Source organism: Candidatus Villigracilis saccharophilus, from assembly GCF_016711665.1.
In genome coordinates, this window is sequence record NZ_JADJSO010000002.1 from 230,255 (window position 1) to 250,293 (window position 20,039).

Below are 20,039 nucleotides of genomic sequence, written 5' to 3' on the forward strand. Positions count from 1 at the left end.
AAATAGAATGGTGGCTTTTGACTTCTATTTATCAAGACCGTATACAAAATGATCCAATTCATCAATAGTGGTTAGGGTAGGCAACAACATGTTCCATAGTATTTTTTTCACATCTAGGGATGATATAACCAGTCAGGACAGCTGTCGGTTTGTAACGAGATAGTCCTTACAATTCAATATATTGAACGACATTATTACGGCCTGTTTCTTTGGCGCGATATAAGGCTTGATCAGCCTGGCTCAGGAGATTGTCGAAGGTTTCATCTTCATCCGATAAATTGCTGATGCCTGAGCTAATGCTGATCGAGACCAGGTTGCCGTCAAGATCAATCGATTGTGCTGTGATTGCCATGCGGATCCGTTCAACCACTATAAATGCTTGTTGAGGATTGGTTTCCGGTAAAAGTAACGCAAACTCATCCCCGCCGAACCTCGCAAATACATCTATTTCACGGATATTTCTCTGGCAGATTTTCGTAAAAGCCAAAAGCACCTGGTCACCCGCTGCATGTCCAAGCGTATCGTTGACAGCCTTGAAATGATCAATATCAATCAAAACAATTGCCAGCGGATGTTTTTGGCGGGCTGCGCGTTTGAGTTCGCTGTGTGCCAGATGTTGAAAATGACGGCGGTTGAATATTCCAGTGAGTTCATCTGTGGAGGCCTGTTGTTGCAGGGCTTCTTTTAGGCGTTTGCGCTCGGTGATGTCACGGATCACAGCGGCAAAAGCGGTCTTGCCATCCACCTGCCATTCAGAAAGGGAAATTTCCAGAGGAAATTCACAGCCGTCGCTTCGCCGCCCTTCCAATTCAACAGTTTTCCCGATCACGTGCTTTTCCCCGTTGGCTTGAATACGCGCCATGCCGGTCAGATGTCCTGCCTGGTAACGCTCTGGCAACAGCATCGTAATTGGCTGACCATGCACTTCAATTTCCGAGTAGCCAAATATTCGTTCTGCGCCAAGATTCCAATCCACAATATTTCCCGCACCATCGGCGCTGATGATGGCGTCGCTGGCTGAATCGAACACAGCTCGGTAGCGCTCCTCGCTCGTGCGCAGTGCATCATCGGACTTCTTGCGTTCAACTGCGATCGCGATCTGTGAGGCAGCCAATTCCAGTAAAGCGATATCTTCCTGAGAATAGGCTGCGCTATTGTGATAATCTTGAATTGCCATGATTCCAATTGCTTCCCCTTTGATCAGCAATGGGATACCCAGCCAGCATTTCGGTCTGGTTCCCAATGTGACTTTATCCCAGCCTTTCATATAACGGTCATGGAGCTGTGTTTCGTTCAGAAATAGTGATTGTTTTAAATTCAAGACTTCCGCAGTCAGGGATTGTGAGTCATCCACATCGATGTTCGGCCAGTCGCCATGATCAATTTCGTCTTTGGAATATGGGAAGCTTAAAGTTCTTCCGTTATTCGTCAGCAGCGCGATGTAAAAATTGTTTCCCGCGATGACCTCTAACAGGATGTTGTGTATGCTCTTAAATAACTCATTCACATTGGCGGTCAGATATACAGCCTTGGATATTTCATAAAGCACCTCGGAAAATTTCTCTGTCCGCTTGCGTTCAGTGATATCCTCTATTTGAGAAATAAAATATAGGGGAGCGCCATCCCCATCTTTGACAAGTGAAACAGCCAGTAGTACCCAGACAAAATGCCCCTTTTTATGTATATATCTTTTTTCCATTTTATAAGATTCAATTTCCCCAGCCAACACCTGGCGTACTTGTTCCAGATCTGCAGTCAAATCGTCAGGATGGGTAATATCCTGAAATGTTTTGGTTAGAAGCTCAACTTCGGAATATCCGACGATCTCACAAATTCTGGAATTGACTTTTAACCAATTGCCTTGTGGTGAAATTAACGCCATGCCAATTGCAGAGTATTGAAAGGCACTCTTAAACCGTACTTCACTTTCGCGCAGGACCTCCTCCGCTCGCTTTCGGGCAGTGATGTCCTGAATTGTGCCGGAGACCCATCGGGATTCCTCTGGAGCTTTCCCCCCGTTCAATAATAACCAGAGGATACTTCCATCTGTGTATTTGGCGCGGATCTCCAATTCGTAAGATTTTCCATCTGTTGTCGCACCGCGCAATGCGCTAATAAAGCTCTGCCAGTCATCAGAATGGATATTTCTTCTCATCTCATACCAGGATGGGACGCCATGCGAAGGGTCTCTCCCGAAGATGCGGAACATTTCAAGAGACCAGGTTGTTTTGCCAGTCGCAAAATCATATCGCCAACTGCCGACATGAGCCAAACGCTGGGCTTCGTTAAGATCATTCTCCCTTTCACGAATCATTGCCTCTGCTTGTACAGCTTGAACAGCCATTTCATTGGCCTGGGCAATTGCTTTTTCAAGCTGCTGATTGAAGATTTCCAATTCGGATGCGTTTTCTTTCAATTCGTCTTCTATCCGCTTGCGCTCGGTGATATCCTCTTTCACAGCAAGGAAATGGGTAATATTGCCATCCCTATCCTTGACCGGGGATATGACAGCAGACTCCCAATACAGCTCGCCGTTCTTCTTCTTATTTTGAAATATCCCATGCCAGTTCTGCCCGGAAAGAATTGTGTTCCACAAGACTGCGTACTCCGAACTCGGGGTATGGCCAGTATTTAAGATCCTTGGATTCTTACCAATAGCCTCTTCCAGGGTATACCCCGTGGTTTCAGTAAACTTGGGATTCACAAAGACGATATTCCCACTCAAGTCAGTGATGACTGTGGTCACAGGACTCTGCTCAATCGCAAATGAAAGAATTCGCAGGGCGGAGTCGGGATCAACTTTCTCTGTCTGTGTCTTTTTGTGATCGGCAAAATTATTTGTCATATTTTTTATCCTGCTTCTGTATATCAGTCATTTGTTATGTTCTATCAATCTGTTTGGATCCTGATTCACACGATCGGTGTCAGGTGAGAGGATCGTAAAAAATGCCTGTACCACCTGCGGGTCAAAACTTATTCCACTTTGCCCGAGGATATACTCCAAAGCCTTTTCCTTTGACCAGGCCAGCCGATAGCGGCGGTCAGTGATCAAAGCGTCCCATACGTCCACAACAGCAAAGAGGCGTGCAGTGAGTGGAATGTCTTCTCCTTGCAAACCACGCGGATATCCGCTGCCATCCCATCTTTCGTGATGGCAAAATGGGATATCGAGTGAGTCATTCAAGTAGGCGATGGGAGCCAGCATATTGTATGCAAGTTGAGGGTGTTGACGCATCCTTGACCACTCGTCATCAGTTAATTTTCCCTCCTTGAGCAGGATGGAATCCGGTACGCCCATCTTGCCGATATCATGCAGGAGCGCGCCGCGTCGAATCGCCGTCAGCTGAGAATTATTAATTCGCATTGCCCGCGCGAGCTTCAAAGTCAGGTCTGTAACGCGCTGGGTATGTCCTTCAGTTTCATGGTCCCGTAGATCCAACGCCCGCGACCAGCCTTCGATCGTGGCGTCATAGGCGAGGCTTAAGTCCTGGTTGGAGCGTTGCAGGTTCTCAAATAATTGGGTGTTATCAATGGTAATTGCCGCCTGCCCAGCCAGCGCTTCAAGAAAACTCAGCCATTCGTCATCGGGAGTAAATACTTTGCGGCGATAGGCTTCGAGAACACCTTTGACTTCCCCTTTTACGATCAAAGGCACGCACCAGTAGCTGGCAAAGCCTTCCTCTTCCCATAATTTTATAAATTGGGGATATTTTTGCAATACGGCGGAATCCATGTTTACTGAGATGATCGAGCGGTGCTCGATGATGGCACGCCCTGCCATGCTGTCGCTCACATTGATATTCTCGAACAGAAGTGTATGGAATCCGCGGCCAGCCACCAATTCCAACAAGTTTGATCCTGGGTGAAGCAGGAGTACGTCAGCCGCATCCACATTCAACTGGGAAATGGTGTGTGACAATAATATATTAAGGGTTACATGCATGTCACGGCTGCTGGCAATTGCTTCGTCCACAGCGCGCAATCCATTTAACTGTTCAAGCCTGTGTACAGTCTGTTCGTATAATTGCATGCGTTGCAGCGCTGCGCCGGTCATTTCTGACAAGATCGAGAGCAAACGAATTTCATTGTTGTTGAGTTCGCGCCCGCCTGGCACAGAAACGATCATGACGCCCAAGACCTGCTGCGTGGTTCTTATCGGCAAACAAATACCGCCCCAGTTTTCTGGAATTAAGTTGCGTGATGCGAGCCTGGTCTCGGGATCGCTTGCAAAATTGCGGGATACATAATGCTCGCCGCTGGTGAATACTTTCCCGGCAATTCCTTCACGGCTGTTGAGAGGTGGCTCAACCACCTGGGAGGGCCAGCCGCGTGTAATTATTTTTTCCAAATTGTTTGTGCTTTTATTTTTCAGTTCTATGGAACCATGTTCGGTATTCAGGATGGCCAGCGCTTCATCCAGGACGGTGGCCAGCAATTCCTCCTGTTTCGAAATGGAACGCAGGCTATGTGAGATACGATTGAGGGTTTCCAGTTCCATCACGCGCTGATGAATGGCCACTTCAGCCTGCTTTCGCTCGGAAATCTCCCAGGCTATATCGGCAAAATAAGACACAATTTCAACATCCTTTTCAGCATAGTTTTGTGTTTTATTTCCAATCCCAAGTATGGCTACAATTAAGCCTTCACGAAAAATGGGCACTACCAGTTCGCGCACAAGTTCGGCATGGCCTTGAGGCAGTCCCCGGCGATGAGGAAGCTCGGAATAATCATTATGAACAACGGGTTGTCTTTGGCGAAGACAGTCTACCCATACTCCGGCCAGATCCATGTCGTAATGCAATCCCTTTCCTTCAATTTTGCAGTACTCTTGCATGGTACGCGTGGACCAGGCTTGTAATGTGAGTGTTTTCTGATCTGCCTCTACAAAATGATAGAAGCCGATCGGGCTGTCTGTAATTTCGCAGACTTCATCCAAAGTTTTTACAAGCAATTCGTCCACGGAATGGTTGGCGGCGAATTCGATCAGGCGCAGGCGTGCCTCGATTAAACCTTCCGCCTGTTTGCGTTCTGTTATATCCTGCTTAATCGCAATGAAATGAGAGATCTCGCCCCCGGATTTCATTAAAGGCGTAATTGTCATCTCTTCGTTGTAGAAGGTGCCGTCCTTGCGGCGATTTACAAGTTCGCCGTGCCAGGGGTTGCCGGACAATATGGTTTCCCAAAGCTTCTTATAAAATCGCTGATCCTGTTTGCCTGATTTGACCAGGTCACGGGGATTACGTCCAAATACCTCGTGTGGAATCGTATACCCGGTCAACTTCGTGAATGCAGGGTTGGCCCATTGAATTATGCCTTCGCGGTCCGCGATGACAATCGCGTTAGCAGAAACTTCCAACGCGGCGCCTTGAAGAAGTAATTGATGTTCCGCCTGCTTGCGCTCGGTGATGTCATTGGAAATGGCGCAAATTCCAAAGGGTTGATCTGAATTCAGGTAAATTGGAAACTTGACCGTTAAATAGGTATGCAAGCTGCCATCCTTATGGCTGACAACCTCTTCTGCATGAACCGGAGTGCCGCCGTGCAAGGCGGCCAGATCATTATTCCACAGCTGCTCGGCAATATCTGCTGGGAAGACATCAAAAACGTTTTTGCCCACGAATTCATTTAACGGAGGCGCATCCAGCACCTCAAAACTGCGATTTGCCAGCATAATATTCCCATTTACATCCTTGATGGAAATCAGCAGCGGCGAATAATCCATGATCGCTTGAAGCTGCATTTGCTTCTCTTGCAGCGCTTCTTCTGACTGTTTTCGCCCTGTGATGTCACGCTGGATGCCAAAATGTCCTGTAATGCGACCCTGGTAATCATACAAACAGATGTAGTCTCCCTCTATCCAGATGGGAGTCCCATCGAACTTGCGCTCGTCAGTATCGACATGCAAATGCCCTTTATCAAAAAATTCCCGCCACACTCGTTTCCCGTATTCGATATCATGGGCAAAAAATATATTCGGCGTAAGTCCCAGATATTGCTCGCGCGTTGCCCCGTATTGGGCCAGCATGGCATCATTCACCTTTGTGACAAGCTGATGAGAAAATACATAATCAAGCTGCTGGTCCTTGTCCACCGAATCATCCCAGCGGATGGGTTTATCCAACATCATAAAAAAGAAACCATCAATTGACTGAGCAAAGAATAGATCAAGTTGAGACTCACTTAATCGCAATGCCTCGGCCGCCTGTTTGCGTTCTGTAATATCCTGGAACGCCCCTTGTACCTTGTATATTTTGCCTTGATCATTCCTGACTGCTTCCCCCATTGTTTGCACCCAAACCCGCTTCCCTTTGGCAGTGATGATCTCCATTTCTTCGTTGTATGGGATTCCCTTTTGCGCGCAATCGCTAAAAACCCTGGTGATTTTTTCACGCCATTCAGGGGCGTAGAAATTGATGCCTTCCTCCACCAAAGGCGAAAAACCAAAGGGGGTTTCATGAATGGCGGCAACTTGATCAGACCAGGTAACGCGGTTCTGTTCGAGATCCACACTCCATCCGCCCATCTTCGCTGCTTCTTCCGCCATTCTAAGCAAAGATAAATTTTGTCTTAATTTTTCTTCCGTCTGTTTGCGCAGGGTAATATCCAGGATTGAGACAATTACCCTTGACAGCGTTTCTTCATGCCCACTAGAGATATACCAGTTGACTTGTACATTTATCCGCCTGCCTGTCAGAGTGCAATTAGTACCTTCCCAGCTAAACTCATTCTGACCATTGCAGATCGCAACCAGACACTCGATAATATATTCCAGAGGTCTGTCCCCAAGCAGTTTGATAAAGTTTAACGAGATGTCATTCTGGTTACCTGCTCCAAACAATCTTAAGCCAGCCTTATTCACGTCGATCACTTTAATACCTGCACCGCAGGCCATGGCTTCATCGGGATGCAAGGTGAGGTATTCGCGATAGTCGGTAATGCCTTTTATTTTCAAGAGATTCAAGGCGTGGATAACTTCTGAAAAATCCTCCTCCCGTATCGCGATAGGGGAATCTTCAAATAATCGACGATAGCGTTCTTCGCTTTCTCGCAAGGCTACAGCCGCTTTATTTTTTTGTTCCGCCTGGTGAATTGAAAGCAGAACTTGATCCATATCAAAAGGCTTTTGAAAATAACCGAATGCGCCCTTCTGAACCGCCTCGATAGCTGATTTCTGGGAGGCGAGGCCCGTCAATAAAATGCACTCTGTCTCCGGCGATTTCATTTTGATGCCAAGTAATACATCCAACCCATCCATATCCCCGAGATGCAGATCGATCAGTGCCACTGCGATCTGCTTTTTGTCAATCTGATCAAGCGCAGCCCCGCCTGTTAGTACGGAGAGCGGCTGATAACCTTTTATTCTTAAGATATCACTGACTGATACAAGCATGTCAAGGTTATCATCTACGATCAAGATATGCGAAGTTTGATTATGCATATTGGATACTTGCCAACAAAGCCCTGTGAATCAAGATTTCATGATTGGAAAACAAATTTTCCACAAGGAAATTTATTTTGACCAAAAGACACTCTCTATAAATATCGGCGTAATAATCGCCTGCGATCGGAAGTAATTATTCAGTTTTTACCTGATCAGTGATGATCGTTCCTTTGGCGACAATCAATGTTCCATGTTTGTCGCTGATATCACGGGTGGTGACCATGCCTGATCTCTCCACCTACTTCAAAACCTTTGACATGGTCAGCTTCATTGTCCAAAGCGCTGGTGAAAACCACAGGAATGGAACGGGTCTTCTCGTCCGCCTTGAGCCTCATACAGACCTCATAACCGTCAAGGCCTGGCATCTTGATATCCAATAAGATCAGACTCGGCAGTTTCGCCTGAACACTTCTCAAGGCAAGTTCACCGCTATTTGCCGGACAAACCCGATACCCGGCTTTTCCCAAAATACTAACCAATAATTTAAGACTGGCATGGGAATCATCCACAACAAGAATATCAAATGGAGACTGATTCAAAGAATCAAATGCCGACATAAGGCGCCAAGTCATCTCATCTTTTCCAGTAATGAAAGGAGTTCTTGATAATCAAGGTTTTCCAGCATGCCCTGTAATAGACTGCCTAAATCTGAATCGAATTCTGATAGTTGGTTGATGGCGTTTTGCGAACGAGGTTCGTCCAACAATTCGAGTGCATGCCATAATTCATCCTTAATTGCCTGGATATTGACCGCAGAGTAAATTTTCCTGTTGGCTATCTGATCAATTGTACGTGGCCTTGTTTCGAGATAGATCTCTTCCTGATTGCAGCAACTGTCAAATAATTTCTGCAAAAGAGGGAGCAGGTCGGTTTGGGTCTTGCTCTTGGTAATATAACCATCCGCCCCAGCAGCGTCAGCATCGTCGTGATAGGCTTTTTCGTCATGAATTGTATGCATGATTATTTTGGTCTGCGGCAACACCCGTTTTATCAAACGGGTCGCCGTTATTCCACTGATACCGGGCAGGCTGACATCCATCAACACAATCGTGGGTTTGTAGAGTAAAGCAAGCTGCACTGCTTCTTCACCATTTGAAGATTCAAAAAATTCGATGCTTGGGAATGAACTCTGTAGCCAATCATTTAACAGATGTCGCAATTCTTCTTTGTCTTCCACTACTATACAAGTTTGTTTCATGATGTGATACTCCACTCGTATCTGATTTCTTTAGCATGGGTTTTTAAACATTGTTGAAATAGTTATCCAGCCTGAGTAGACCAGCGATTACAGAAAAGGCTGTCAGTTATAGTACGACAGTTTTGATGTGGGATTACTACAAATTATTAGAGATATTCAGGATGAGTTCCTAAAATCACGAAGCTAGTGATAAGAACGGACCCCCAAATGGGTTGAACATTCATCAATGAGTCCGCTATTCTTTCTGGAAATATTTTTGAAGAACCCACCTATCATGACATTTCTAATCCACACGTGGTTCTTGCCTACCTTTAAAATAAAATATTCTTCATTAGAAGATAAATAGTTAATTGTTAGTAATAGTAATTCTAGCAATCGCTTTTCCAAAGTCACACCCAACCAGCATATCGGTTGATTCTTGGATGGCTTTGAGGATTTTATATTCTGTTTCTTGATCAAATAAACCGCTCAAGAAAACTGTTTTGTAGGGTGGTTTGTTTAAAGCACAATCAATGACAACCTTCAACTCAATTGCACCCCCATTAGTGTGCAGATTTAATTCAAGTAGGTAAACCACCTGCTCTATAAAATCCAAGAATTTATTGGCACATTCTTCATTGTCGCTAATAAATATCTCAACGCCATTTAAGACAACAGCTTTTCGTTGATGTAAATTTGGAGATTCCAGGTCGTTTTCTTGGATTAGGTTCATTTTTTCCCTGCCAGTTACAGAAATATTGCACGGTGATTTCAACCAAATCGCGCAATTGACTCTTCAATACTTCATTTTGTTACACAGCAGGAGAATTCGTTTCAGGTACCAGGACTGCCGAAGGCCATCGTTTATTATTCTTCCTAATTATTCTCCAATCTCGACAATTTACATGGCTCTAACTGCATCAATCTTTTCATGATACAGAGGCAAGTCAGAAAAATACTGGATCTGGAAGAGCTATTCTGGTTTGATTAGAACAGGGATTTCGGATAAGGCTGTCAGGCAGAGTACGACAAATCCTGTAGTGCAATTACTACAGCAAGCCCTCTGCAGCAAAAGAGGGAGAGCTTCTGGTTTTGAATTCAGAGGCTCTCCCTCTTCCTGTTACAAGAAATTGATTCGTTACAGAAAAAATGTCATCACGTTAATGATATAAATTTCACACGCAATCATTTCAGAGTGGCCAACCCATTTTCGATGGCAAAACGGATCAGGCTTGATAAATCATGTAAGTTTAATTTATGCATTATCCGCGAGCGATAGGTCTCAACCGTACGCAAAGACAGGGATAATCGAACCGAGATTTCGGCGGAAGGCAAACCTTCCGCAACAAGCTGCAAAACCCTCGCGTTCTCGCAGGCTTAGTTCTTCCAGCGGGCTTTTGGAATGTTGAAGCATATAACTATCCATGACGGTGTCTGCAATTCTCTGGGTCAGGTAGCGACGACCTTTATGCACCGCATGGATCGCGTCTATTAATTCACTCCCAGCGGATTCCTTCAATAAATAACCCAATGCTCCAGCACGAAAGGCACGATAAATGTGCTCCGCTGTTGAATGGATCGAGAGGATCACCACCTGGGTCTTGGGAGTTCCCAGGCGAATTTGTTCAGCAGCGTCAATTCCATTAAGCTCAGGCATGGCAATGTCCATCACTACAACATCGGGTTTCAACTCCAGGGATTTCAAGAGCGCCTCCCGTCCATTGGCTACACTGCCTATTATTTCAATGTCCATTTCGTTCTCAAGCAACGCTCGCAGACCGTCCCGTACAATGGTGTGGTCGTCGGCCAACAATACTTTTATCTTCATATCAATTTACCTTGGTATTCTCGCACAAACAATTGTGCCATTGTTTGGATTGCTGCTGATCTCAAAAAAGCCACCAACAGCCCTAGCTCGTTCCTGCATGGTGATTACTCCCCAGTGGGGATTCTCGCGGGTTGTAATATTCAAAGGATCAAACCCCCGTCCTTTGTCTTCGATCGTAAGAACGACCTCGTCGGATTTTTCTTCAAGCCTCACAATCGCGTAATTCGTAGCGGCATGCTTGATTACGTTTGTCAAGGCTTCCTGGGCAATACGAAAGAGAGCCATAGCCACGGAAGATGATAGCTTGGGGTGAATTTCTTCTCCGAAAACCTGGATCTGTAATCCAGTGTGTTGCTGTAAATTTTCTGTGTACCATTTCAAGGTGGCGGTCAAGCCATAATCCTCCAAGACCGGAGGATATAAATTAGACATTACGGTTCGGATTTCTGCGGTGATTTCAGCCACTAAGTTAAGGGCGGAGTCGAAGCGCGGAGATATCTTAGTCAACCCATCCCGCTCCACAAATTTTCTTATTATATTCAAGCTGATTCCCAGAGCGGTCAGGCTCTGGCCAACCCGGTCATGAAGTTCCTTGGCAATTTCCCGCCGCTCGCTTTCCTGCAATTCAGCCAGACGGGAGGAAATTAATCGCAGTTGTTCGAATGCAGACTGGAGATCCTTCTCCGCCTGGATCCGTATTGATATGTCACGAATCACCATGCTCGTTCGCATAGTGCCATTTTTGTCAGCGAAAGTTGAAGAGGTTATTTCAACTGGGAATTTGGAACCGTTTTTGTGTATCCCTGTGAGTTCACCTTTAAATTTTCCCTTCAGGGCACGTTCTTGCAAGGCTTTTACCAAACGTGGGTCTGATCTGTCTATCAGGCCACCTCGCCCAGCCTGTTTGATTTCCATCTCGGTCAATCCAAACATTTGGCAGGCAGCCGGGTTTGCCGCATCAATACTGCCGTCAACTTTCGTGAGCATGACCGCGTCGAGGCTGTTTTCAAAGAGTTGATGATATTTCTCCTCACTCTCGCGTAGTGCATCTTCCATCTGCTTGCTGTTGGTAATATCGCGGGCCACCGATAATACCGATCCAACCCTGCCATCCTGGGTAAATTCCGGCACGAAACTTGTGTGGAAATACCGGATACCTTCCGGGGTGGAAAAGGAGTCCACCACATCCAGCGTTTCGCCGATATCAATAACCTTTCGGATGCGTTCTTCCCAAACTGCCGCAGTTGCCTCAGGAACACCAGTCTCTGCAATCGAGAGGCCAATATAATCACTGGCTCGCAAATTCCCGGCCTTTGCCGCTGCCGCGTTGACATATAAATGCCGAAGCCCTGTATCAAATCGCGCGATCAGATCGGGGGAGTTCTCTGCCAGCATTCGGTAGTCTTTCGCGGCAGTTTCCAAGTCCATCAGGGTACGCCGCAGCTTGATGTGAGTGCCGACACGAACCAGGATCTCCTCAGAGTGGAATGGTTTGGTGATGTAGTCCACGCCTCCCAATTTGAAGCTCTTAATTCGATCAAATTCGCTTTCAAGGGCGCTGATGAAAATCACAGGTATGGCTCGCGTCTTTTCATCCTCTTTTAGCTTTTGGCAAACTTCATATCCATCCAATCCCGGCATCTTGATGTCGAGCAGGATCAGACTTGGCTGTTTGGCTTGAACACTTCTAAGGGCAAGTTCGCCGCTGTTGGCCGGACGTACCTTGTATCCGGCTTCACCCAGAATATTCACCAACAAATTGAGGTTGGCCGGTGAGTCATCTACAACCAGAATATCAAAAGACTTGTCAGTTGAAAAATCGTCTGCAGGGATTGGAATGGGATTCATGGCATATTATCCAGTATTGAAAGAAGTTCCTGATATTGAAATTTTTCCAGCATGTGCTGCAGTTGATCTCCAACACGGGGATCTATCTCAGCAATAAGCTTGATTGTACTTAAACAGCGCTGGCTGTCCAATAACTCGACAGACCGCTTTAACTCTTCGACCAAATTCAAGGGCAGTTTTCGCAGATCATCTGCATTTATTTTTTCAAATTTATGATCCACAGCAACAAGATCTTGAGAGTACAGGAAGCGTAGTCGCAGGTGTTTTTCTAGCACATTGTATATTTCACTTTCCCTGTAAGGCTTGCGAATAAAATCATTGCAACCCGCTGAAAGGATTTCGCGGCGCTCGTCCTCCAGCGCATGCGCAGTTAGTGCAACAATAGGGGTACTGCGGGAAATTCCTTCAGTTGCCCGGATCCTTTTTGTTGCTTCCAACCCATTCATTATCGGCATACGAATATCCATCCAAATTAGATCAGGATGCCATTCCTCAAAGAGCGCTACTGCTTCCTGTCCAGTGACCGCGTCACGCAGCTCAAAACCCAACGGCTCCAAAAGGGAATGCAGGAGCAGACGGTTCTCAGGCTGATCTTCGGCGATTAAGAGGCGATATCTCGGCTGTCCTTCCGCAACTCCAATTACGCGTCCAGGATTATGGTCAACTTGAATTTCTTTCCCTGTAATATTGGTCACTGGAATTTCCAGATAAAAGACGGACCCTTGTTCCTTCACACTTCTATCTGTCACACCGATTTTCCCACCCATGATTTGCGCGTATTGTCTACTGATCGTCAATCCCAAACCAGTTCCGGTTTCAGAACCTGGCTGGTTGGTCAATTGTTCAAATGACTCAAAAATACGCTGGCGGTCTTGAAATTGAATCCCACTGCCAGTGTCTTCAACTTCAAAACGGATAATTGACCGATTTGAATCACCAATTGCGCCATCTTTGTTTGTTTTGCCTTCAGATAGACCGGCTCGCAGGGTTACACTTCCATGTTCGGTAAACTTTATGGCATTTCCAAGAAGGTTAATCAATATTTGCCGTAGTTTTATGGAATCTACTCTCGCAAAATGCGGCAGGTTCGGGGGGGGAACAACTTCGAATGTTAAGTTTTTCTCGACCGCTTTAACATACATCAACGATTGCATTTCATGCAGTAATTGGTGGAGATCGGTATCGGATTCTTCCAGTACCACACGGCCAGCCTCGATCTTTGAAATATCCAGAATGTTATTGATCAAATTCAAGAGATGCTCCCCGCTGCGGATAATAATATCGAGTTTTGCAGCTTGTTCGAGGGCTACATTCGGCTCTGCGCGCATCAGTCTCGAAAACCCAAGTACAGCGTTCAAAGGGGTGCGCAGTTCATGACTCATATTTGCAAGGAAGATACTCTTGGCGCGGTTGGCTGTCTCGGCTTGTTCCTGAGCTCTTTTAGCGCGTAATTGAGCCCTGTGCATCGACTCTGATATTCCAGAAATCATTGAACAAGTGATGTAAAAAACTGCCACACCCAGCCAGTCCGCAGAATCATTGATAAAGGGAACAGCCGTCAGGAACGGCCACATATATAGAATAACCAGACTGGCCAGGGTTGTTCCGAATAAACCGGCAAAAAGCCCGCCGTAGAGGGCAGAAAGAATTACCGCAGGATAGTATGTCAGCCAGGGAACACGAATCCCAAGAGGGTGCAATGGCCACACGCGCAAGGCAGATGCGATCAAGATAAGCGCTATGGTGACAAGGATGGTTTTCAGGATTTTGAGGATATTATCTCCAGGTTTCATGGTGGTACTCCTCTTGTTCGAGAGCCAAACCAAAATTAGTCATATTCCTCTTTGATCAAATATTCTCGAACTTCACAACACGATTGTGCCCACCATTCTTTGCCTGATATAGAGCAGAGTCTGCATTACTGAGCAACTCGTCAATTCCTGACATATCTTCCAATTGAGATGCCACTCCGATAGATGTGGTAACAGATAATGTCTTCCCCATCTTTTCAAAAGTTGTATTTGCGATGACCTCCCTTACTCTTTCAGCTGATAGGAAGGCATCTTCCAGGGATGTATCAGGCAGGAGCACCGCAAATTCCTCACCACCCATTCTTCCAAGAATATCAATTTCACGCAAAGCAGATTTCAGGGTTACTGCAAATTGCTGAAGAGCCATATCCCCGACTTCATGTCCATAGGTATCATTCACTTTTTAAACTCGTCAATGTCAAGCATCAATAAGGCAAGTGGATGACTGTTTCGAACGGCGCGTTTGAATTCTTCCACGCCCCGTTGCATGAAAAACCGGCGATTGGGTAAGTTTGTCAAATAATCTGTTGCTGCCAATTTTTCCAGTTCTGTATTTAAAGATCGGATCTTATCTTCAGTCGCTTTGCAGACAGTAATATCTTCGTTCACAGCCACAAAGTGGGTAATATTTCCTTTCGGATCAAAAATTGGAGAAATCGATGCGGAACTCCAATGTCTTGAATCGATACCTGACCTTTTGTAGGAAAGGGCGTTTTCAATTGAAATAGCTTGACTTGCCATTTTAGAGCGATCAGTTCTTGGCACAGCAACGAATTTTCCACAACAAATCTACATGGTTGCACTTTTAATCTGAAAGTAAATCGATGAATAGAACCAAGTGGTAAATTTTTTCCAGAGTTTAATCCGCTCTTTTAGTGGAGAAGGATTTGAGCCATTTTACTATACCTGAGAATTTATAAAATGAGAGTAAACAACGTTGCAACTCTCGTTTATCGCTCAAATCTGGGTGGATGAACTAATAGCCAGCACAAGGCAGGAATTGGCAACATAATGAATGTTTCTATTGGATATTCATCGCTCCTCCATGGTTATTCCAAGGTCGCTTGACAAGAATTAAGACTCGCGGCGTCATCTGAATAAAAGGGCTAATTGGCGAATTTTCGGTTCCCATACGAAGCCAAAGCATAAAATTTCCTGACCTTGGAAAAGCCATGATCGCTCCTTGCAATGCACTTGACAAGTTGGGTAACAAGGATATAATCTGACTAACTTTATTCACTGAATAAAGTTAGTCAATATGACCCACCCTACTGGAAACCGCGAACTAATCAGAGCAATCAACCGCTCACACGTCTTGAATGCGATCAAGGCGTATGGCCCGATTGGAAGGGCTGACATCGCGCGCCGCACAGGACTGAGCCCGGCTACAGTCACGTCCATCTCCGCGAAGTTGATCTCCCAGAACCTCGTCTTTGAAAAGTCTGCCGGGGATTCCAGTGGCGGACGTCCTCCCATTTTGCTGGTCATTAATCCAAAGGGTGGATATGTGGTTGGGATAAAACTAACCGAGACCAATGCCGTATGCGCACTAACCGACCTGGAAGCTACCGTGATCGCAAAAGCATCCATGCCGCTCTCCGGCCACAACCCGATACGGGTCGTAGAGGATCTGGCACACATGGTTACCACGTTCATCCGCGAACAAAAAATATCAAAAAAACAATTGCTGGGCGTGGGTGTCGGCCTGGCAGGTATCGTGGATGCGGATGAAGGCATCCTGCGCCAATCCCCCATCTACGGCTGGGACAACGTCCCTCTCCGTCAGATGCTGCAAAGCAAATTGAATGTTCCTATTTATATTGAAAACGATGTGAACACACTGACGCTTACCGAAAGATGGTTCGGTCCTGGGCAGGGCGTGGACAATTTCCTGACCGTCACTGTCGGACGTGGAGTCGGTCTGGGAATTGTTGTGAACGGACAGTTCTATCGCGGCCAGAACGGGGGCGCCGGTGAATTGGGGCACACCACCATTGACCCGAAGGGACCCTTGTGTGCCTGCGGTAAACACGGATGCCTGGAGGCGTATGTGGGCGATCCTGGCTTGGTCCGTGCAGCCAATGAAGAATATGAACGTGGACATCTCTCCGTGAAAGTCGAGACGATTGAGGAATTACTGCAGCTGGCTCAAAGTGGCGACACATCTGCAATAAAGATTTTCAAAAAAGCCGGCAGCATTCTCGGGATCGCAATTGCAAATCTGATCAACCTGTTCAACCCAAAGAAGATCATCATCAGCGGAGAGGGAACCCGCGAAGGCGACTATCTTTTCATTTCCATGAAGGAGTCCATCCAGCAAAACACCATGCCTGGATTATTTGATCCGAAGATCGTTGAAATTATCCCGTGGGGTGACGATGTCTGGGCACGTGGTGCAGCGGGTCTGGTGCTGCGTGAATTATTTGAGTCACCCATCCATAAACAGACCCCGACGGCAGCAACCGTGTAATTTTTTTGCCCTGAGTTATTTTACTCAGCGAATAAAGTAGGAGGCACAAGCCATCTGACAAACATAACTTCATAATCTGACAGTCCTCAAAACTCAAACCAACAAGGAGAAATAGAGAAATGAAATCCAATCGTATCGCAATCCTGATTTTTAGTTTGATCATCATCACGGCTACCATCCTGGCAGCCTGCGCACCTGCTGCAACCCCAACAGAATCAGCGGCCGTAGCAGTGACCGAAGCCCTCGTTGTTGCTACTGAAGCCCCGACTGAAGCGCCAGTTGTAGAACCTGTCACCCTTCAATACTGGCACACTCACAGCGATGCTGAAGCTGCTCAATTGGACCAGGTTATCGCGGCGTTCGAAGCCGCCAATTCTGGCATCACAGTCGAGTCGACCCGCTATGCCTACAGTGATTACAAAACCGCACTTCTCACCGCGATTTCTAGCGGTGCAGTTCCGGATGTCGCCCGTCTTGATATTGCCTGGGTTTCTGAATTTGCCGACCAGGGCGCGCTCACCCAGCTGGATGGGAATCTTCCTGATTTCGAAGCCATCATTGCAGACACTTTCCCCGGCCCGTTATCCACAAACGTCTGGCAGGATCACTATTACGGTATGCCCCTGGATACCAACACCCAGGTACTGCTCTGGAACAAGAGTGTATTCGAAGCGGCTGGTCTCACTGCCGCCCCGACTACAATGGAAGAATTTGCAGCAGCGGCTTGTCAGCTGACTGATGCAACCAAGAAAACGTACGGCTATGCTGAAGGCGGCACATATTTCTGGGCTCCCGCGCCTGTCTTCTATGCCATGGGCGGCAAGATCACAGACGAGAAGATCACCACAGCCACCGGTTACGTGAATGGCGCTGATAGCGTCGCAGCCTTCACCATGCTCAAGGATCTATACGATCAAGGCTGCTTGTCCCCGAACCTGCTTGGCGGTGGTATTGCAACCGACGCCGGCCATGCCGAAGGCACCTATGCCATGATCATTGACGGTCCCTGGATGGTCGATATTTACAAAGGCAACTATCCAAACTTTGAAGTCAACTTTGCCCCCGTCCCCAGCGGCCCTCAGGGAACCACCAGTTCAGTCGTCGGTGGAGAAGATGTGGTTGTACTTGCAGATTCACAAAACCAGGAAGCCGCCATGAAGTGGGCAGCCTACCTGCTTAGCCCGGATGCTCAGAAGATGATGGCCGCAGTGGGTCAAATGCCAACCCTCGCTTCCCTGGTTGGAGATCCTGCCATGCCTGCATACTTTGCCGTCTTCCAGGAACAATTGAAGACCGCCCAGGCGCGCGTTCCACATCCCAAGTGGTCTGATATGGACAACGCCATCAACAATGCCTACCAACGCATGTTGAAAGGCGACCAGACTCCTCAGGAAGCACTCGATCAGGCTGCTACTGAGATCGATGCCCTGCTCGGAAAGTAAAATAGATTATCATCGTCAAGTCCTTGCTCTATCGAGGGCTTGACCGGAACCAGAAATGCTGCGGGCGGTATCCACCCGTCCGCAGCCTTCCCAACCATGCGCAACAAAAGCCGCCATTCCGACATCATTCCAGCATTGATCTTCCTGCTGCCCGGGTTGATCCTGTTTGCCTTGTTCTTTCTTGGCCCAATGGCCTATTCCCTGCGGATCAGCTTCTTCGAATGGAAGATCGTTCACCCGGAACGATCCATTTTTGTGGGATTTGAAAATTATCAACACGCATTATCCGATCCAATCTTTCAACGCGCAGTCCTGAATACGCTCGCATACACGGTCATCACCGTGATCGTAAAAATGATCCTGGGGCTCTCCGTGGCCTTGCTACTTAACCAACAGCTGCCAGGGCGGACCTTCTTCCGCGTGGCATACTACCTGCCGGTGATCACCTCCTGGGTAATTGTCAGCCTGCTGTTTGAATATATGTTCAACGGTCAGGCCGGCCTGGTGAATTATGTCCTCAAGGATTTCCTGCACCTTATCCCCAAGGACATCCTCTGGTTCGCCGATGAATACCTGACACTCGTTCCCATTATTCTGCTCGACATCTGGAAAGGGATCGGTTGGGCTGCGATCATTTTCCTGGTTGACGGCGCTGATTCCCAGGCTATTCCCCGCACCACGTTCTGGTGGTGGTTGAGTGTCGGCGGGTTGACGGCGTTCCATTTCAATTAATGACCAAGTTGGAGATCCACTGATCTGACGCGCCATTGCTCGGTACCAAGCCACCGGACTTGACTTTGGCTGGGCGCGGCCATCAGCTATTTGTTGACAGGTTGGTTTCGTCATCAGTCTGTCGAACTTCGTTTGATGAGAACGGGCAGACTAGTGTAAACAACCTACGCCTAAAGCGGAGGCTATCCCTACCCTTAGGTTGAGATCAATACGTTACGCCCCGCCAGTACAAAGGACTGGCTCGAAGTTACAAAAGTTTTACACTTTTGACGCCGAGATTAATGCAAAGAACGATTATTCTCTGCAACCTTCATTCTCAATCAGCTAATTGCTGTTGCAAAAAATGGAGTGCCTTACCAAAATTATACAGAGGCTTAAATTGAAAATTGAAACCAATTCAAAAGAAGGCGGTATTCCTCCCAATTGATAAGGCAAGGGGTCCAGCGGACTCTGATGAACAGAAAATCACAGCTGAATTTTGATAAAGTTGTCAAACTCACAGTCCTGACCCTGGGATTGGGACTCGTGCTCCTCCCCATCTGGTATATGATCATCACCTCGTTCAAACCCCAAACGATGATCTTCGAACTTCCCCCGCGTATGTGGCCGCAGGTCTGGACATTAAAGAACTACATTGCAGCGCTTGGCAAGGACAAGTTCGGCTTGTATTTTCTAAACAGCGCCAAAGTGGCGGTCATCAGCACGCTGCTGACCGTGCTGATCTCCTCCATGCTGGCTTTTGTTTTTGCCCGCCTGCATTTTCGCGGCAAGGAAACCTTATTTTATATTTTCCTGCTCGGCATGATGGTTCCACCGGTCATGCTCATCATCCCGCAATTCATTGTTGCAAAGTGGCTGAATCTGTTCAACCATACGGGTCTGATCCTGGTCTACACCGCGATGAACATCTCCATGCAGACCTTCCTGCTGCGTGGCGTTTTTGAAAATGTACCACGCGATCTTGAGGAAGCAGCCCTGATCGATGGCGGCAGCCCGTGGACTATTTTCTGGCGCATCATCCTGCCCCTTTCATGGCCCGGCATCTCAGTGGTGATCATAAATACCTTTCTTTATAGCTGGGAGGAATTCGCCTGGGCCAATGTTGCCATTAAGAATTCCAGTCAGCGAACCCTGCCCATCGCCATTGCACTTTTTCAAAGCGAACACCTGACCGAATGGGGACAGGTCTTTGCAGCCTCATTGGTTGCACTTGTCCCGGTATTGATTATTTTCATTATTTTCCAGCGCCATTTTGTGCAGGGCATCTCCACGACCGGTCTAAAAGGTTAA

15 protein-coding genes are annotated in these 20,039 nt (G+C 47.0%); 4 read left to right on the plus strand and 11 right to left on the minus strand.

Annotation, left to right across the window (positions count from 1 at the left end):
- Positions 1-166: 166 nt before the first annotated feature.
- The 11 genes from IPL17_RS01435 to IPL17_RS01485 form a co-directional block, all read right to left on the minus strand.
- The gene (locus IPL17_RS01435) at positions 167-2,845 is read right to left on the minus strand and encodes a PAS domain S-box protein (RefSeq protein ID WP_345305293.1); all 2,679 of its coding nucleotides are present in this window, start codon (positions 2,843-2,845) and stop codon (positions 167-169) included.
- Positions 2,846-2,872: 27 nt separating this feature from the next.
- Positions 2,873-7,438: a PAS domain S-box protein gene (locus IPL17_RS01440; RefSeq protein ID WP_345305294.1), complete on the minus strand. Its 4,566-nt coding sequence runs from the start codon at positions 7,436-7,438 to the stop codon at positions 2,873-2,875.
- A gap of 209 nt (positions 7,439-7,647) precedes the next feature.
- Positions 7,648-8,013, minus strand: coding sequence for a response regulator (locus tag IPL17_RS01445; protein WP_345305295.1), 366 nt, complete (start codon positions 8,011-8,013; stop codon positions 7,648-7,650).
- Positions 8,010-8,639: a response regulator transcription factor gene (locus IPL17_RS01450; protein ID WP_345305296.1), complete on the minus strand. Its 630-nt coding sequence runs from the start codon at positions 8,637-8,639 to the stop codon at positions 8,010-8,012. Before IPL17_RS01450 ends, IPL17_RS01445 begins: the two co-directional genes overlap by 4 nt.
- A 346-nt stretch (positions 8,640-8,985) precedes the next feature.
- On the minus strand, positions 8,986-9,351 hold the full coding sequence (locus IPL17_RS01455) for a hypothetical protein (protein WP_345305297.1): 366 nt from the start codon (positions 9,349-9,351) through the stop codon (positions 8,986-8,988).
- A 452-nt stretch (positions 9,352-9,803) separates the two neighbouring features.
- Positions 9,804-9,974: a LuxR C-terminal-related transcriptional regulator gene (locus tag IPL17_RS01460; protein WP_345305298.1), complete on the minus strand. Its 171-nt coding sequence runs from the start codon at positions 9,972-9,974 to the stop codon at positions 9,804-9,806.
- Positions 9,901-10,446 carry a response regulator transcription factor gene (locus IPL17_RS01465; protein WP_345305299.1) on the minus strand — a complete coding sequence of 182 codons (546 nt, stop codon included), beginning with the start codon at positions 10,444-10,446 and terminating at the stop codon, positions 9,901-9,903. The genes IPL17_RS01460 and IPL17_RS01465 overlap by 74 nt, the downstream gene beginning before the upstream one ends.
- Positions 10,447-10,452: 6 nt before the next feature.
- Positions 10,453-12,294, minus strand: coding sequence for a PAS domain S-box protein (locus tag IPL17_RS01470; protein WP_345305300.1), 1,842 nt, complete (start codon positions 12,292-12,294; stop codon positions 10,453-10,455).
- Positions 12,291-14,087: a response regulator gene (locus IPL17_RS01475; RefSeq protein ID WP_345305301.1), complete on the minus strand. Its 1,797-nt coding sequence runs from the start codon at positions 14,085-14,087 to the stop codon at positions 12,291-12,293. The genes IPL17_RS01470 and IPL17_RS01475 overlap by 4 nt, the downstream gene beginning before the upstream one ends.
- Positions 14,088-14,142: 55 nt before the next feature.
- Complete coding sequence (locus IPL17_RS01480; protein WP_345305302.1) at positions 14,143-14,505, minus strand: GGDEF domain-containing protein; 363 nt, start codon at positions 14,503-14,505, stop codon at positions 14,143-14,145.
- Entirely contained in the window at positions 14,502-14,870 is a 369-nt protein-coding gene (locus tag IPL17_RS01485) for a diguanylate cyclase (protein WP_345305303.1), read from the minus strand. The genes IPL17_RS01480 and IPL17_RS01485 overlap by 4 nt, the downstream gene beginning before the upstream one ends.
- A gap of 493 nt (positions 14,871-15,363) precedes the next feature.
- Between IPL17_RS01485 and IPL17_RS01490 the strand changes: the two genes are divergently transcribed.
- The 4 genes from IPL17_RS01490 to IPL17_RS01505 all read left to right on the plus strand — a co-directional run bounded on the left by IPL17_RS01490 (position 15,364) and on the right by IPL17_RS01505 (position 20,039).
- Positions 15,364-16,575: an ROK family transcriptional regulator gene (locus IPL17_RS01490; protein ID WP_345305304.1), complete on the plus strand. Its 1,212-nt coding sequence runs from the start codon at positions 15,364-15,366 to the stop codon at positions 16,573-16,575.
- A 119-nt stretch (positions 16,576-16,694) separates the two neighbouring features.
- Positions 16,695-18,017, plus strand: a complete 1,323-nt coding sequence (locus tag IPL17_RS01495) for an extracellular solute-binding protein (protein ID WP_345305305.1) — start codon at positions 16,695-16,697, stop codon at positions 18,015-18,017.
- A gap of 39 nt (positions 18,018-18,056) precedes the next feature.
- Entirely contained in the window at positions 18,057-18,749 is a 693-nt protein-coding gene (locus IPL17_RS01500; RefSeq protein WP_345305306.1) for a sugar ABC transporter permease, read from the plus strand.
- Positions 18,750-19,202: 453 nt separating this feature from the next.
- On the plus strand, positions 19,203-20,039 hold the full coding sequence (locus tag IPL17_RS01505) for a carbohydrate ABC transporter permease (RefSeq protein WP_345305307.1): 837 nt from the start codon (positions 19,203-19,205) through the stop codon (positions 20,037-20,039).